This window comes from Desulfurobacterium thermolithotrophum DSM 11699 (assembly GCF_000191045.1).
GTDB classification, from domain to species: Bacteria; Aquificota; Aquificia; order Desulfurobacteriales; family Desulfurobacteriaceae; genus Desulfurobacterium; species Desulfurobacterium thermolithotrophum.
Map to the genome: position 1 here is coordinate 934696 of NC_015185.1, position 15828 is coordinate 950523.

Annotated in this window: 18 protein-coding genes; 4 read left to right on the plus strand and 14 right to left on the minus strand. The window is 34.5% G+C overall.

From position 1 onward, the window contains the following. Positions 1-4 precede the first annotated feature (4 nt). Entirely contained in the window at positions 5-1225 is a 1221-nt protein-coding gene (locus DESTER_RS04775) for an ammonium transporter (protein WP_013638521.1), read from the minus strand. Between the two features lie 122 nt (positions 1226-1347). Between DESTER_RS04775 and DESTER_RS04780 the strand changes: the two genes are divergently transcribed. Next, positions 1348-3027 carry a hypothetical protein gene (locus DESTER_RS04780; protein WP_013638522.1) on the plus strand — a complete coding sequence of 560 codons (1680 nt, stop codon included), beginning with the start codon at positions 1348-1350 and terminating at the stop codon, positions 3025-3027. Between the two features lie 3 nt (positions 3028-3030). Beyond that, a complete protein-coding gene (locus tag DESTER_RS04785; protein ID WP_013638523.1) occupies positions 3031-3825 on the plus strand; it encodes a purine-nucleoside phosphorylase in 795 nt (264 codons plus the stop codon). Here DESTER_RS04785 and DESTER_RS04790 read toward each other — a convergent pair. The 10 genes from DESTER_RS04790 to DESTER_RS04835 are packed head-to-tail and all read right to left on the minus strand — an operon-like array spanning position 3790 to position 12044. Continuing rightward, positions 3790-4785, minus strand: coding sequence for a DHH family phosphoesterase (locus tag DESTER_RS04790; RefSeq protein ID WP_013638524.1), 996 nt, complete (start codon positions 4783-4785; stop codon positions 3790-3792). The genes DESTER_RS04785 and DESTER_RS04790 overlap by 36 nt on opposite strands. After that, positions 4782-5081 (minus strand): 30S ribosome-binding factor RbfA, encoded by a 300-nt coding sequence (gene rbfA, locus DESTER_RS04795; RefSeq protein ID WP_013638525.1) that lies wholly within the window; start codon positions 5079-5081, stop codon positions 4782-4784. Before rbfA ends, DESTER_RS04790 begins: the two co-directional genes overlap by 4 nt. Then, positions 5078-6406 carry a TldD/PmbA family protein gene (locus tag DESTER_RS04800; protein WP_013638526.1) on the minus strand — a complete coding sequence of 443 codons (1329 nt, stop codon included), beginning with the start codon at positions 6404-6406 and terminating at the stop codon, positions 5078-5080. The genes rbfA and DESTER_RS04800 overlap by 4 nt, the downstream gene beginning before the upstream one ends. A 20-nt stretch (positions 6407-6426) precedes the next feature. Then, positions 6427-7734, minus strand: a complete 1308-nt coding sequence (locus DESTER_RS04805) for an IS110 family RNA-guided transposase (protein WP_013637888.1) — start codon at positions 7732-7734, stop codon at positions 6427-6429. A gap of 3 nt (positions 7735-7737) precedes the next feature. Beyond that, positions 7738-8343, minus strand: a complete 606-nt coding sequence (gene gmhA / locus DESTER_RS04810; RefSeq protein WP_013638527.1) for a D-sedoheptulose 7-phosphate isomerase — start codon at positions 8341-8343, stop codon at positions 7738-7740. Next, on the minus strand, positions 8340-9611 hold the full coding sequence (rho, locus tag DESTER_RS04815; RefSeq protein ID WP_013638528.1) for a transcription termination factor Rho: 1272 nt from the start codon (positions 9609-9611) through the stop codon (positions 8340-8342). Before rho ends, gmhA begins: the two co-directional genes overlap by 4 nt. Positions 9612-9656: 45 nt before the next feature. Continuing rightward, a complete protein-coding gene (gene tatC, locus DESTER_RS04820; protein ID WP_013638529.1) occupies positions 9657-10388 on the minus strand; it encodes a twin-arginine translocase subunit TatC in 732 nt (243 codons plus the stop codon). A gap of 10 nt (positions 10389-10398) precedes the next feature. Then, on the minus strand, positions 10399-10644 hold the full coding sequence (gene tatA, locus DESTER_RS04825; RefSeq protein WP_013638530.1) for a twin-arginine translocase TatA/TatE family subunit: 246 nt from the start codon (positions 10642-10644) through the stop codon (positions 10399-10401). Between the two features lie 13 nt (positions 10645-10657). Beyond that, a complete protein-coding gene (gene trpA, locus DESTER_RS04830) occupies positions 10658-11446 on the minus strand; it encodes a tryptophan synthase subunit alpha (protein WP_013638531.1) in 789 nt (262 codons plus the stop codon). After that, a complete protein-coding gene (locus tag DESTER_RS04835; protein WP_013638532.1) occupies positions 11421-12044 on the minus strand; it encodes a DedA family protein in 624 nt (207 codons plus the stop codon). The genes trpA and DESTER_RS04835 overlap by 26 nt, the downstream gene beginning before the upstream one ends. 75 nt (positions 12045-12119) lie before the next feature. Here DESTER_RS04835 and rpmE point away from each other — a divergent pair, with 75 nt between their 5' ends. Both rpmE and DESTER_RS04845 read left to right on the plus strand, forming a co-directional pair. Next, the gene (gene rpmE, locus DESTER_RS04840) at positions 12120-12326 is read left to right on the plus strand and encodes a 50S ribosomal protein L31 (protein WP_013638533.1); all 207 of its coding nucleotides are present in this window, start codon (positions 12120-12122) and stop codon (positions 12324-12326) included. Further along, positions 12326-12724 carry an FAD-dependent thymidylate synthase gene (locus DESTER_RS04845; RefSeq protein WP_013638534.1) on the plus strand — a complete coding sequence of 133 codons (399 nt, stop codon included), beginning with the start codon at positions 12326-12328 and terminating at the stop codon, positions 12722-12724. Before rpmE ends, DESTER_RS04845 begins: the two co-directional genes overlap by 1 nt. On the opposite strand, the gene fliK is transcribed toward DESTER_RS04845, so the two are convergent. Genes fliK through DESTER_RS04860 form a run of 3 tightly spaced genes read right to left on the minus strand, consistent with a single transcriptional unit; the run spans position 12705 to position 15740 of the window. After that, positions 12705-13760: a flagellar hook-length control protein FliK gene (gene fliK / locus DESTER_RS04850; RefSeq protein ID WP_013638535.1), complete on the minus strand. Its 1056-nt coding sequence runs from the start codon at positions 13758-13760 to the stop codon at positions 12705-12707. The genes DESTER_RS04845 and fliK overlap by 20 nt on opposite strands. A gap of 8 nt (positions 13761-13768) precedes the next feature. Continuing rightward, on the minus strand, positions 13769-14674 hold the full coding sequence (cysK, locus tag DESTER_RS04855; RefSeq protein WP_041737831.1) for a cysteine synthase A: 906 nt from the start codon (positions 14672-14674) through the stop codon (positions 13769-13771). Next, a complete protein-coding gene (locus tag DESTER_RS04860; RefSeq protein WP_013638537.1) occupies positions 14652-15740 on the minus strand; it encodes a tRNA (guanine-N1)-methyltransferase in 1089 nt (362 codons plus the stop codon). Before DESTER_RS04860 ends, cysK begins: the two co-directional genes overlap by 23 nt. Positions 15741-15828 lie beyond the last annotated feature (88 nt).

Sequence of the window (15828 nt, forward strand, 5' to 3'; positions counted from 1 at the left end):
AGAATTAGACTTTAAGACTATCTTCAGGGTAAGCATCAACTTTATGAATGGAAAGGTCTGAACCATTAAACTCTTCTTCTTCAGAGAGTCTAAGACCAAAAATAACATCTAAAACTTTATAGAGAACAAAACCGGCAATAACTGCATAAATGATAGTCAATAAAACTCCTACGAATTGAGAAATTATTGATACACCTCCTAATCCCCCAAGAGCTTCTTGTCCAAAAATACCTGCTGCAATACCTCCCCATACTCCGTTGATACCGTGAAGAGGCCAAACTCCTAAAACATCATCTATTTTAAGCTTTTCCTGTTCCCAAATGAATGCTTTAACAAATATCCAAGCAGCAACAAAACCAATGAAAAAGGCACTTATTGGATTAACTATATCAGAGCCTGCACAGATAGCTACAAGTCCAGCAAGAGCTCCATTATGGATAAAACCAGGATCGTTTTTTCCAATGAGCACGCCACCGATAAGACCACCAGCTGTTGCCATTAGAGAATTAACTGCTACAAGACCTGAAATTGATTCTATACTTTGAGAGCTCATAACGTTAAATCCAAACCAACCTATGATTAAAATCCAACTTCCAAGTGCAAGATAAGGAATGTTACTAATGGGTATAGGTTTTGATTGATCTTTTATATATCTTCCCATCCTAGGACCAAGAATAATAACTGCCGGAAGAGCTATCCAGCCGCCAAGTCCGTGGACTACCATTGAACCAGCAAAGTCGTGAATTGGAGCTCCAAACATCTTTTCAATCCATCCTTGAAAAGCAGGAGACCATCTTTCTCCCCAGATAAGAGCTTCGAAAATAGGATAAATAATACCTGCAAGGAAAAATCCAGCTGTAATGTAAGGTCTAAATTTCATTCTTTCTGCAACGCCACCAGAAACTATTGCAGAGATGCAGGCGGCAAACATTAAGAGAAAGAAGAAGCGAACAAGTTCAAAACCCTGATCTGATACTAATTCAGCTGCAGGTTTAATAAAACCTATTTTGTGTGCAAGGGGATAGCCAATAAAAAAGTATGCAAGTGTAGCAACAGCTACGTCAACAATAATCTTTACAAGAGCGTTGACTTGGTTCTTTTTTCTAACTGTTCCTGCTTCAAGGAAAGCAAATCCTGCATGCATAGAGAGAATCATTACAGCGCCTGCCAGCAGGTAAAAGACGTTTAGGGACTGAATTAGTTGTTTAATAGACTCCTCGACCACCTCTAACCTCCTTAAAAGTTTTATTTGGTTTTTTTTTAGCCCAAATTTTATACTATTAAAGCAAGTTTGCTATTTAGTATAATGGAGTAAGTTCAAACTATAAACTCTTAGTAGGAGAATAGATGAGGAAAGAGATTCTTTTAATACTTCCTTTTGTAGTTTCATCTTGTTCTGTAAGTTCTCTTAATCCTTTTAAGAAGGAAGAGCTTGTTTATACTGCATATACATCTCAAGAGAAAAAACTTGAACCAAAGATTAAGCTAAAAGGTGTTAATAACGTTATTTACTACATGAAAAGAGAGTTTATTCCTATAGAAGGAAGTATTGTTTTAAATAGTTATGATGGATTTGTTATCGATCTTGGTAAGAAGAATGGAGTTTCTGTAGGAGATCAATTTATTTCAGAAAGTGGAGCCATTTTAAAAGTAAAAGAAGTTCATAACGATTATTCAATAGCTCTTCCAACTATTGGTAATCCTATAGTTGGAGAAAAGGTAAGAAAATTTACTTTTAATAAAGTTCTCTTTTTAGACTTTACAAAAGAGAAAGGTAAAAAACTTTATGCGACTTTAAGCAAAGATATTAAATCGATAACTCTTGCTCCTTATAACGAAGGAGAAAAGTTTAAAAAGTTATTTAATCTCCGATATCCTTCAGACTTTAAAAGAAAAGTTCCTGCTGAAAAGTTAACAGGCTATGATGGCTACTTTGTTGTTTCAAATAAAGGAGTGGAAGTTTACGATGGAACGAAAAGACTTCTAAGAGTTTTTCCGTGGGATGGAACTCCTGTTTCGTCGTTTGCAATTAATGTAGAAACAGCTTACAAAGTAGTTCTTGATTTTAAAACTCATGCCACAAGTCTTTTTACAGGAAATATAGATGATACACCCGAAGATGAAGTAGTTATTCTTACAGATAACGATATCAGAGTTTATCACGTGAAACCTTATGGCGTTTCTAAAGTTTATAAGTTTAGGAATCCGTTTCCAGGTTCTTATCTCTTTCATATTTCTCCAATAGACATTAATAAGGATGGTAAGTTAGAGTTCTTAATGGATGCTTTTTATCAAGATACGAAAAGCGTTTCTTCAGCCCTTTTTGAGATAAAAAATGGAAAGCTCTCAAAAATTGCTTCTTCCAATCTGATAGTTTCAGGTTTTGATACAAATGGAGACGGAGTAAACGATACGATCTATGGACAGGAAGTAAGTGGAGAGACTGAAAAGCTTTTTGGAAAGAATGTTTATGTTTTAAAACTTGAAGGTAAAAAGTTACAGAAACTACAAAAAGTTAAGGTTCCAAAAGATTTTCAAGTAACAAGCGCTCAAATCTTTGTAAGTAATGGCAAGAAATACTATGCTTACTATGACCTTGATTACTTCTTTAATGTTTCTGAAAAAGACAAAATTGTTTGGCGTTCACCAATCCAAATAGGAGCTTCACCTAACTGTCTTTACTGGGATGTGGACAGCTATCTTGTTAGCTACTACATAACTCCAAAACCTAAGCCAATAGACATAGATGGTGACGGAAATGAAGAAGTTCTATTTTCTCAGAATAAAAATGAAGTTCCACATTTATTGAGAAACGTTTATACTTTTGACGGGGGTAGAATACTACTTCTTTATAAAGATGGTTTCTCTTTTGGTTGGGAAGAAGCAAGTTCTCCTAATTACAATATGGGAGGTATAGAAGAGTTTGATTATCTTCCAAATCAAGATATCTTTATTTCTATCTTTACAGAATCAAGTATTATTAAAGGTCCTAAATCAAAACTTTTATTCCTAAAACCAAAGCTTTAAAAGATGGTGACAAAGGCTTCTATTTTTATAAAAGAGAAAACAGGTATAGAAAAGTTTGACATTGCTGTTTTAGGTGGATCCGGCATTAAACTTGACAAAGTTTTTACAGAAATTCCTTATTCTCAAATTCCACAGATGCCCATTCCTTTTGTACCGGGTCATTCTGGAACTTTAAAGATTCTTGAAGTAGGAAAAAAGAAAGTTCTTTTCTTTGAAGGTCGGTTTCACTATTATGAAGATAGAGAAGATTGGGAGTTAAGATTTATACCTGAATTATCAGCGAAGCTCGGAGTGAAACTTTTTATTTCTACCTGTGCGTCTGGAGCTATTTCAAGAAAAGCAGCACAGTCAGAAATAGGAGTTATCGTTGATCATATTAACCTTCTTGGTAGAAACCCTCTTGTGGGACTTATAAAAAGCTATGGTGATAAAGTTTTTATAAATGGAAAAGAAATTTACGATAGGAAAGTTTCAGACCTTTTTCTAAGGAAAGGAATAGAGTTAGGACTGAGTATTTCTCCTGTTGTTCTTGCTTCTGTTCTTGGTCCTAACTATGAAACATTTGCGGAAATACGGTTTTTAGAAGTTGCAGGTACTGATGTTGTTAGTATGTCAAGTATCCCAGAAATTTTATCTGCAAAATTTTACGGCATGAAGGTTGCAGCATTAACCGTTATAACTAACGATACTTTAAAACTTCAAACAACTCACGAGGAAGTGCTAAATATTTCAAGTCAAAGGTCTATGAAACTTTCAAAGCTTTTATGGAAGACGATCCATTCTCTCGAACTCAGCTGATTCAATAGCTAATTCTAACTCTTTAAATAATTTGTTCTTTATCTCTTCAAGAGAACCTCTAGTTTCAAAGCCAGAAGCCATCTTATGTCCTCCTCCTCCCATTCTTTTAGCAACTTCTGCAACGTTTACATTTCCTTTTGAGCGAAGAGATACCTTCCAGTAATTTTCATCTATTTCCTTAAAGAATACCGCGACTTCTACCCCAATAATCGAACGAGGATAATTTATAAATCCTTCAGATTCTTCTGGATAGGCTCCACTTTCTTCTAAAAACTTCTTAAATAGAGTTATATGAGCAACCTTATTTCCAATAGAAAAATCCAAAGTTTTTAAAACAAGTTCCAGCAATTTAAACTTTTGTATTCTGTTCCTTTCAAAGATATTTTTTGTGACAACGTAAGGATCTATTCCTTTTTCTATTAACTCTGCAGCAATCTTATGAGTTGTAGGAGATGTGTTATTGTAACCAAATTTCCCTGTATCTGTAACTATTCCAGTATAGATGGGAAGAGCAACAGGATATTCAATTAAGGCTGGATTTATCAATTTCATTATTTCGTAAGAGAGTTCACATGTACTGGATATTTCAGGTTCAACAATAGAATAATCAGCAAAAGGTTCAGCCGTTATATGATGATCAATCACTATTGACTTTTTTGCTGGAATATCTTCAAATCCTGTTCTTTTAAGCTCAGAAACATCTGTAATGATAACCCAGTCAAACTCTTCTGTTATTTCTTCTTTTACGTTTATTTCCTCAATTCCTGGAAGAAAGTCAAAAAAGAAAGGAACTCTATCTTTATAGATGATTTTTACATTTTTTCCAAGTCTTTTTAAGAAGTTATGCCATCCTAAAGAACTTCCTATTGCATCTCCATCTGGATTTTTATGCGTAGTTACTAAAATTTTTCCTTCAAGATCTTTTATAAGATTTGCTATTTCTTCTCTTGAGTGGTTCATAGTAGATCTCCTGGTGATATGACAAATTCGGGCCTTGGAACTACTTTCAGCTTTAATCTTTTACCAAGGATATGGTGTATATAACCAGTAGCTTTGTTGAGAATTTCAACTGCTTTTATTGCATCTTCTTTTTTCAAAGCTGAAATAAAAACGGTTACTTTACTGCCATCTTTTGAAAGATGAACATCATGAATTGTGACAAAAGCGTTATCAGGCAAATCAATTTCTATTCTTAGAATATCAGAGAGCTCTCTTATTAAAAGGGATTTTAGTCTTTCTCTTCTTCTTTCTCTCATTCTCCACTCACTGTTAGTGATTTAATAAGAACAGAAGGACTGCAGATATTTCCGATCCATCTTTGGTCTCTTCCAACTTCTGTTATATTTGTAAGAAGTTCTTTAATGTTTCCAGCTACTGTCATTCCTGTAACAGGCTGCACTTTTTTGCCATCTTTAAAGTATATGCCACTCACACCAATAGAAAACTCTCCAGATATAGGATTTATTGTATGAATACCCATTGCATCTGTTACAAGTAAAACCTCTTCCGGAGTTTTTACCAACTCTTCTATTCCTAGAGCTCCCTTTTCAACGACAAGATTTGTTATTCCAGGCTGAGGAAGCGCCGATATACTTGTTCTTACTCCATTGCCTGTGGATTTCATTCCAAGCTTTTTAGCTGAGTAAATGTCAAGGAGAAAATTCTTAAGCACTCCTCTTTCTACTACTGCTTTCTTTCTTGTAGCAACTCCTTCATCATCAAAAGGCATTGTTCCTATTCCGCTTTCATGTGTAGGATCATCATAAAGATTGAAAACATGGTTTGCGATTTCATATCCTAACTTATCGGCAAAAAGAGATTTTCCTCGGAGGACATTATTTCCAAGAAATACAGGAGATAAAGCCTCTATAATTTCTGCAAATACCGTATTCTTAAAAATAACAGGAATCTTTTTCGTTTTTAATGGTTTTGCACCAAGAAGTTCTACGGCATTTTCTGCTGCTCTAACTGCTACAAGATCAACGTTAAGATCTGAGAAATATCTTCTAACGTCATAGTCCCATCCCATTTGGGACTCTTCATTTTCTTCTGCAGCAAGAAGAATACTTAAAGAAAAGCTTGAAGTTGTATAGTTGAAACTATGGTCATTTGAGTTGTAATAGTAAATGGTTGAAATGGAATCTTTGTAAGATGCTTTCCTTACTCTCTTTATTCTTGGATCAAAGGAGTAGACTTTAGATTCTAAATCTAGTGCAAGATTTATTTTCTCCTCAGTAGAGATCTCACTATACCTATCGTCATATAAAGGAAAGTCAAGAAAGTTTTCAGCTGGCATTGAAAACGAATAATCATCGGGAGAGGAACTTTTTGCATTTTCTTTCGCACATTCAATAGCAATTCTTATTCCTTCGTCTGATACATCTGTCGTATAAGCAAATCCTAACTTTCCATTTACGACAACTCTTATAGCTAGTCCTTTTTTTACAGGAACTTTTATTCTTTCAATTTCTTTATTTTTTACTTCGACTGTAAAACCAGAAGATTCAACAGCATAGATGTCAAAATTTTCGATATCTTGCTTTTTTAAGATTCCGACAGTCTTTTCTATCAGTTTTTTCATTCTTCCTCCTATGAAAGATGTCAACCCCCAACACAGAGGTTGCATTTATTTTCAACAAAATCCATAAATTGCCTTCTCTCTCTCAAAACTGCGAACATTACTTTAACCAATTTCCTCGCCGCAGCTATCAGCGCTTTCTTCTTCTCTAAACCTTTCTTAACTAACCCTTCGTAAAATCTTTTAACTGAATTGTCTAACTTGCTGTTCAATAACGCTCTCGTAGCCTGGATAATCTTGTTCCTCGTTCTGCTGTCCCCTTTCTTTGTTATCCTTCCATTTCTAACTTCGTCTCCACTGCTATTAACACGAGGAACAAGTCCAAAATAAGCCGCTACCTTGTCTCCGTTTTCAAACCTCTCTTCGTTACATACGGCAGATATAAAGGCTATAGCTACTATATCTCCTACTCCAGGTATGCTTTTTAGAAGTTCTACTTTTCCCTTAAGCTCCTCATCTTCTCCTATAAAACTCTTGATATCTTCTTCTGTCTCTCTTATCTTATCTGTTAAGTATTCTATTGTTTCTATTTGCCTCCATATCGTTTCTCGTAATGACGGAGGCACTTTCTTCTTCGTTTCTTCCTTTATCCTTTCCATCCCTTTCTTCGTGGTGAGTTCTCTCTTGTTTGTCTTTATCCCATATTCAAGCAATAGGCTATGAAGTCTGTTAATTACCCCTTTTCTCATATCTACAAAGCTATCTCTCTCTTTCATCTTTATCCTTAGCTCTTTTTCTTTTCTCGTCGGGACGTAAACTGTCGGAAGTAAGCCCATTTCATAGTAAATGGCTATCGTTTCTGCATCTATCCTGTCGTTTTTAGCACTGTTAACACCTTTTAGAATGTTCTTAAATTTGTTAGTGTTAACGTAAGTTATTTCATCAACGCAGTTCCTTATCTCCTCCGTAAAAAATGTTACTCCTGTTAAGGTTTCTACCGCAACTTTTACTGAATATCCTTTTTTCCTAAAAGTTGTTAGGTGATTTTTAAATTTCTCTAACTCTTCTGCTTCGTACTTCTTGGTATTAAGTATCCCTGTCAGACAATCTAAATAAGCTGCTGTAAAGCTGTTTTTGTGGTAGTCCACTCCGACATACAGTGTTTTCTCTACCTTCTCCTTCATCTCTACCCCCTGATATGTTTTGTGTTTTGCAACCTCTGCTTCGGGACTATTCCCATACTCCAATACGGCGCTTCCCGCCACTATAATTAGCCGGCAGGAGGCATCGGCTAATCTCCACGCACGGGGCTTATTCCCCAGGGAAAAATCCAGCCTCCTGCCTTTAAAGGTTGCCTCTTTACTATAGTCCCGAATTTCAGGGGGTGACATCTTTTATATCATCTCCCCTAGGGGAGGGAAATAGTTATCGTAGGAAAAGAGATATTTTTCAATAAAATCACAAAGAATATGACCAAGTGTTATGTGAACTTCCTGAATTCGTGGAGTAGAAAAGCTCTTTACTACAAAACAGTGATCTACTACTTTTAGGAGTTCACCCCCATCTTTACCTAAAAAACCAACAGTTAATAATTTTTTTTCCTTAGCCTTTTTTACAGCATTAATTACATTCTTCGAATTTCCACTTGTGCTTATTCCTATAAGCACATCTCCTTCCTCACCAAGAGCTTCTACCTGTCTTTCAAATATTCTATCAAAGGAATAATCATTTCCTAAAGCTGTAAGGATAGATGTATCTGTTGTAAGGGCTATAGCTGGAAGAGCTCTTCTTTCCATTCCAAATCTGCCTACAAGCTCAGCAGCTATGTGCTGACAGTCGGCAGCAGATCCTCCGTTGCCACATAGGAGTATTTTCTTTCCGTTCTTTACTCTTTTTGCAATTTCAAGAAAGACATTGTAAATCAAATCTCTATTTGCTTCTACGAAAGCCCTTTTTAAATCTGCACTTTCAAGGAAAGAGTAATATATGAGCTCTTTCATGCGTTCATCGCCTTTAAGAAATCTTCGTTTGTTTTATATTTTTTAAGTTTCTCTAAGAGAAATTCCATTGATTCAACAGGAGACATGGATGTAAGAAGTCTTCTAAGTATCCAAATTCTATTTAACTCCCACTCTGAAAGAAGGAGTTCTTCTTTTCTAGTTCCTGACTTTTGAATATTTATTGCGGGGAACACTCTCCTTTCCACAAGCTGTCTATCAAGAACAATTTCCATGTTACCTGTTCCCTTGAACTCTTCAAATATTACATCATCCATACGACTTCCAGTTTCAACAAGAGCTGTAGCTATAATTGTAAGACTTCCACCTTCTTCTATGTTTCTAGCAGCTCCAAAAAATCTCTTAGGTTTGTGGAATGCATGAGCATCAATACCACCAGAAAGAATTTTTCCGCTTGGAGGAGTTAAAGTATTGTACGCTCTCGCAAGTCTTGTAAGACTATCAAGAAGAATGACAACATCTTTTTTGTGTTCAACTAATCTTTTTGCCTTTTCTATAACAATTTCTGCAACTTGAGCATGTCTTTCAGGTGGCTCATCAAAAGTTGAACTTATAACCTCATCTGCTAAAGTGTTCCTTTTCATGTCTGTAACTTCTTCAGGTCTTTCATCTATGAGGAGAATGATGAGATAAGTATCAGGATAGTTAGTCTTTATAGCATTTGCCATCTTTTGAAGAAGAACTGTTTTTCCTGCCCTTGGAGGAGCAACGATAAGACCTCTTTGTCCTTTTCCGATAGGAGTAATTAAATCAACAACCCTTGTAGAAAGTTCTGAAGGGTCATGCTCAAGCCTAAATCTTTCAGTTGGATGAAGTGGAGTAAGCTGATCAAATTGAGGTCTTGTTTTTGCAATTTCTGCCGGTTCCCAATTTATAGCATCAACTTTTAAAAGAGCAAAATATTTTTCATTTTCTTTAGGAGGCCTTACTTCTCCTGCAATAGTATCTCCTGTTCTAAGACCAAACTTTCTTATTTGGGAAGGAGAAACATAAACATCACTTGAACTTGGAAGATAATTATTTTCAGGAGAACGGAGGAAACCAAATCCATCAGGTAAAACTTCTAAAACACCTACTCTGAAAATAGCTCCTCTTTTTTCTGCATCTTTCTCTAGAATTCTCTTTATAAGTTCTTGCTTTTTTACAGCTTTAACATCAATCCCAAGAGACTTAGCAATCTTCCTCAGGTCAAAAATACTCATTTTCTGGAGCTCTGCAATAGTCAAGCCCTCTAATGTATTTTCTGCCATTACAGAGTTTCCTCCAAATTGGATTTTTCTATCTGAAGTTGGTATTTACTCTTCCCTTCCCGTAATTTTTGCTATCCATATACTAAGCTCGTAAAGACCTAAAAGAGGTAAAGCCATCATAATTTGGGAAAATATATCGGGAGGAGTTAGAACTGCTGCTACTACAAATATAATGAGTATAGCATACTTTCTATTCTTTTCAAGCATTTTATAATTTATGATTCCAAGCTTAGAAAGCAACCAAACAACAACTGGAAGAAGAAAAACAAATCCAAATGCTAATATCAGCTGAATGACAAAGGAAATATAACTACCGACTGTAATTTGAGGAGTCAAAATATCATCCATAAATCCTAATAAGAACTTTAAACCAAAAGGAAGAATTACAAAGTAGGCAAAAGATGCTCCTGTAAAGAAAAAAAGCAAGGAAAAGAAGATAAAGGGAACTATAAACTTTTTTTCATGCTCATAAAGTCCAGGTTCTATGAATTTCCATACCTGATACAGAACAAAAGGAAGAGCAATTAAAATTCCAGCAAAGAAAGAAACTTTTAAAGCTGTAAAGAAAGCTTCTGGAGGAGAAAGGAAAATTAACTTACCCTTTAAGTTTTCTGGTAATGGTCTTTCTAAGAAAAGTAGAATATCCTTCTTAAAAGGCCAAGCTACTAAAAAACCAACTATTAAGGCTATAACCGATTTAAAAATCCTTTGCCTAAGTTCTTCTATATGCTCTGTTACTGGTAATTCTTCTTCCGGATTAACAATTCTCTTTGACATACCACAAACTTTATTCCTTAACTTTTATTTTTTCTGCTTCTTCTTTTTTTTGTGTACCAGCTACAACTGTCTTTTCTTTATCCTTTTCATTCTCCTTCTTTGCTTCTTCTTCATCTAAAATACCTGAGGAAGCTTTCCTAAACTCATTTATTGCCTTTCCTGTGGATCTTGCCAATTCAGGCAACTTTTTAGGACCAAAAATAAGAAGGGCGATTACAAGAATTATAATAAGTTCTTGGGTACCAATACCAAACATTCTTCCTCCAGTATCAACAAGGTTTAGTTGCTTCTTTGAGCTCTCTCAAAAGAGATTCTAATTCTTCAAAATTTCCTTTTTCTATTCTTTTGACTACCGCACTACCAACTACAAATCCATCAGGAGTATTATACATTTCTCTTATATGTTTTCCTCTTGAAATTCCAAAACCAACTACCGTTTTCTTTCCAGTAATTCTTTTAATTCTTTCAATATCTTTTCCTATTTCTTTATAAGCAAGTTCTTCTCTTTCTCCTGTAATTCCTGTAACAGAAACATAATAAATAAACTCACCTGTAACTTCTCCTATTTTTCTCACCCTTTCATCGGTACTTGTTGGAGCTGCTAAGAAAATGGGAGATAACTTCATAGACTTAACTTTTCTAGCAAAATCCTCTCCTTCTTCAGGAGGAAGGTCTGGAACTATAAAGCCATCCACGCCTGCGTTAAATGCATCTCTAATAAACTTATCTTCGCCATAAACGAATATTGGATTATAGTATCCCATTAAAATTATAGGCTTTTCACTCTCAAATTCTCTAATTTTCTTAACAAGTTCAAAAACCTTTTGAGTGTTTGCTCCTGAAGATAGAGCTCTTTCATGAGCTTTTTGAATAGTAGGACCATCGGCCAAAGGATCAGAAAAGGGCATTCCTATCTCTACCATATCAGCATATTTCAAGATTAATTTAAAGATCTCTACAGATTCAGAACAACTAGGATCACAAGCTGTAGCATAAACTATTAAAGGTTTTTCTCCTTTTAAAAGAAGCTTCTCAAAACAGTTTTTTATTCTTTCCATACTTTCTCCAAACTAAGTAAAGTAAGAATAATATAGCAAAGAGTACTATACCAAATAGTTTGTGTCTAATAATAATTGATAAAGTTTTTTCTATCAAGTTCCCTATCAAAATATAGGAAGAAACCCAAAGAATTGCACCAAGCAGATTATAAAAAGAAAATTCTTTTAAAGGAACTCTAAACGTTCCTATGAGTAATGGTAAAACAGCTCTTACAACAGGAATAAATCTTCCCAAAAGGATGGCTAATTTTCCTTTAGTCTTTATGAATTCCTTGGTTTTTAAGATTTCTTCTTTACTAAGCTTGAATCTTTCTAGATTCTTTTCTAACTTTTCCTCACCAAAGTAGTGACCAACAAAGTAAGTTGCAGTATAACCAAGAAAAGTACCAAGAATTCCGCAGAAAAGGAAACTCCAAGGAGAAATGATGCCTTTTGAAACAAGAACTGCTGCAAGGATTAGTATTTTTTCAGCAGGTAAGAAAAGACCTATTAATAGTCCTGTTTCTAAAAATGTCCATAGAAAGAGGAAAAAGCAAGCAAATTCAGGATGAGACTTGATAAATTGAACGGACACTTCTACAAGATTCGCAAGTTCCACTTGACACCTTCATAGCTCTAAATTAAACTTCACTAACGCAAAGTAGGTTTAGAATTATATCAGGAGGTTGTTCATATGAAAAAGGGCATTCATCCAGAATACAAGGAAACAAGGATTGTTTGTGCCTGTGGTAACACTTGGGTTACAAGATCCACAAAATTTCCTGAGATTAAAGTTGAAGTTTGCAACCAGTGTCATCCATTCTTTACCGGTAGCCAAAAGCAAAAAGCTGTAAGGGGTAGAGTAGAGAAGTTTATGGCTAAGTACGGAGATAAGTATTAATGGGAATTGTCCTTTTATCTCAGACAGAAAATATGCTTAAGGTGATAGCTACTGCAGCTCGGGTTTGTTATTCCGGGCTGCCTTTAAAAGAGCTTTTATCTAAATATTCTGAAGAGGAAGATAGGAAGTTAATAGAGCGTGTTGTAGGAATGGGGCATCTTTCTGTAGTTGAGCATGGAGTTATGACTTTCAAAGTTGATAGTTCCTACAAAGACGAACTTTTCAAGATAATGATAGATAAACCGTTTCTTAAAATATCCGATATAGGCAACGGTTTTATTGTTTCTCTAAACTTAAGAACAATTTTAGAATTGATATCGGAAAAACCTAACTTAAGATTTACAAAAAAAATTTCAAAGTTTCTTCCTGATTTTCTTTTTAGACAGAAAAATCAATAGAAAATCCGGTTTCTAAATTTTGAAATAACTTTTTCCTCTTTTCTTCAAGACCTCTTTTTCCTTCTCTAAAAACAACAGAAACAAGATTGAGACCTTCTTCTTTAAAAAAAGTTTTTAACTCATTTAGATTGTTTTTAAATAAGTCTAAGAGCTTTTTGTTCTCAGCAACTATTTCTAACATTATGCTTTCATTTAAGAGCATAATAAAAATTCCTAAAGTTCCAAGTTTTGTCTTTAACTCAATGAAAACAGAATGAGGATCACTCTCGTCCTCTGCTAGTACCATATAAACATTTCCTTTAAAGTTATCTGTAAAGAAAAATGGAAATGCAATAATACTTCCTAAAATAAAAAGGGAATGAATAGAAATCAAGGTATTTATTGCATCTTTTATATTTTTTTGTGTGATAGATTGTGGAAGTTTTTCTTTTACTTCTTGGTATAGCTCGTCTTCTAAAAGAAGAAGAGCAACAAAAATGGAATAAGGAGAAAGAAGTTTTGAAAGTATTCCTGACTTAAACGATTCTGAAAACTGTTTAAATTCCTCAAGAAGTTCTTTATAGTGAACAGAAATATAGGTATAGAGAGCGTTCATAATTTCTGGTTTTTTAAGAATTTCTCCTAAGAGAAGGAGCTTTTCCGAAGAAAAAGATGGAAGAACAAGTCTGAGCTTACTTATGAAGTTAGAAAGTATTTCTTCCTTTTTTACAAAAGAAAGCTCAATTCGAGGATATATCGATTTTAGTCTAAAAAGGAGCTCTTCTCCAATAGAAAATTCTCTATCTACTTCAACATCAGCTATAAGGAGTAGGTCTCCTACTCTAAGCTTTACCTTTCCTTCAGGGGTAAATCCTTCAAAAACTGCTTTTATAAGAGTAGACTGAAGATCTTCTCCTAAATCTTTTTTTGATTGTCCAGAGGTTATGGTTGATAAAAGTTTTTTCATATCATGATAAGAAAAGTTTTCAAGCTTAAAGGGTAAATCTTTTGAAACTGCTTCTACAGGAATTATTCCTTCAATTCGTCTTATTTCCATTTTTATCCCTAATCAAAAAGGTCTGTACTAAGGTATCTTTCTCCTGTATCTGGAAGAATAGTAACTACTCTTTTTTTCTTTCCAGTTTCTTTTGCAACCTTAATGGCTACTCTCACATTTGCTCCTGCTGATATACCTGAAAGAATCCCAAACCGTGATGCAAGAAGATTTGAATACTTCTTTGCCTCTTCAAAGGAAACAGTTTCTACTTTATCTATAAGTTCAACATCTAAAACCTTGGGTATAAATCCAGCTCCTATCCCTTGAATTTTGTGCACTCCTGCAGGTTTTCCTGAGATAACTGCAGATGTATCTGGTTCAACTGCTACAAGAAGGCACTCTGGATTTACTTCCTTAAACCTTTTGCCGATACCAGTTAATGTTCCTCCTGTTCCAACTCCTGCAACAAAAATTTCAGGTAAAACGCCCATTTGCTCTAAGATTTCAACAGCTGTTGTTTCATAGTGAATTAAAGGATTAACAGGATTTTCAAACTGTCTTGCGTGAAAGTACTTTTCAGGATCTTTTCTAACAAGTTCTTCTACTTTTTTAACAGCTCCTGGTATTCCTTCTTCTGCTGGAGTAAGAATGAGCTCTGCACCGTAAGCTCTCAGTATTTTTTTTCTTTCTTCACTCATATTCTCAGGCATAACAATAATGCATTTATAACCTTTAGCTGCACAAACAAGTACAAGACCGATTCCTGTATTTCCACTTGTTGCCTCAATAACTGCTTTTTTTTGTGACAACTCTCCTTTCTTCTCTGCATCTTCGATAATTGCAAGTGCAACTCTATCCTTAATTGAACCTCCAGGATTAAACATTTCAAGTTTGAGAAAGAGTTCCACACCCTCTATCTCTATTCTTAAAAGAGGTGTATTCCCTATATTTTCAAGAATAGACCTTGACAACATCTTCATTCTTTAACTCCTCTAATAAAAAGATTTCTTTCTTCCTTTTAAGGATTTTACCTTCTACTTTTTCAAAAATAGTGTTTTTAAAGACAAAAAATCCACCAATATGTTTAGCTCCTTTCTTAAAGTGAAAGTCGGTAAGTTCAAATTCTTCTTTCCATTGCTTGTAAAGTTTTTCAGGAATTCCCCTTAAAATTTTTCCCTTTAACGAAAACCTTACTAAGTTCTTTTCCAATTCTTTTCTTAACCATTTTAACTTTGCAGTTCTTGTAATATTTTGCCTTACAGCCTCAGATAGAGAAATGTCTTCAGTTAAGTACTGACAAACAATCTTAACGATATCGTTTATCCTATCTGGTACAAGCTCTATACTTCCTTTATAAGAGATTTTTCTATGTTTAACATTTGGAAAAATCTCCTTAGTAGATCCTATCATTCTCTCACCGCTATCAACAATACCACCAACAACAATTAGGGTTTGAGGAGTAATTTCTTCATGAGTAAAGTCCTTATTTCCGTAAGGGTCAAGAACTATAATTTCTTTTTGTTCAGGTTTATCAAGAATAGAAAAAGGGATGTAAGGAGTAAAAAATTTTTCAAGTTCCTTTCTTGCTTCATTACTAACAGAAGTAAGGACAAAGTTTTCTGGAGTAAAGAAGTCTTTCACCACGCCATAAGTTATCTCAATCTGATTTAGAAGACTTTTTTTCTCTCTTGGTAAAAGTTTGTTATAAAAGGAAAGATCCACAGCAATTAAAGGGTATTCAAAATCAATATCACTAAAGTTTACAATACCTTTTCTTCCTCTTACTATTGCTGAATCAGGCTTTTCATCTCCCATAAAAGCAAGAAGCTTTATTTCGTAACATTCATCTACTTTACATCCTGGAAGTAGTTCTTCTCCTATTTCTTTTTCAGTAAAAATTCCAAATTTTCCTTTCACTAAACCATAAGCAATACGGTTAAAAATATCGCCTCTTTTTGGGTGAAAAAGCAATTTTGGTCTTCTAAAACCCGCTTCTTTCAACCTAGTAGCAACCAATTCTTTCGGTTTTTTAAATCTCATGTTTTTAACTTCCACCAGTAACTAATTTTTCTAAACTATGTTATATTGTATCCTAAACAACGATGATTTATTTATACTAGCAATATTA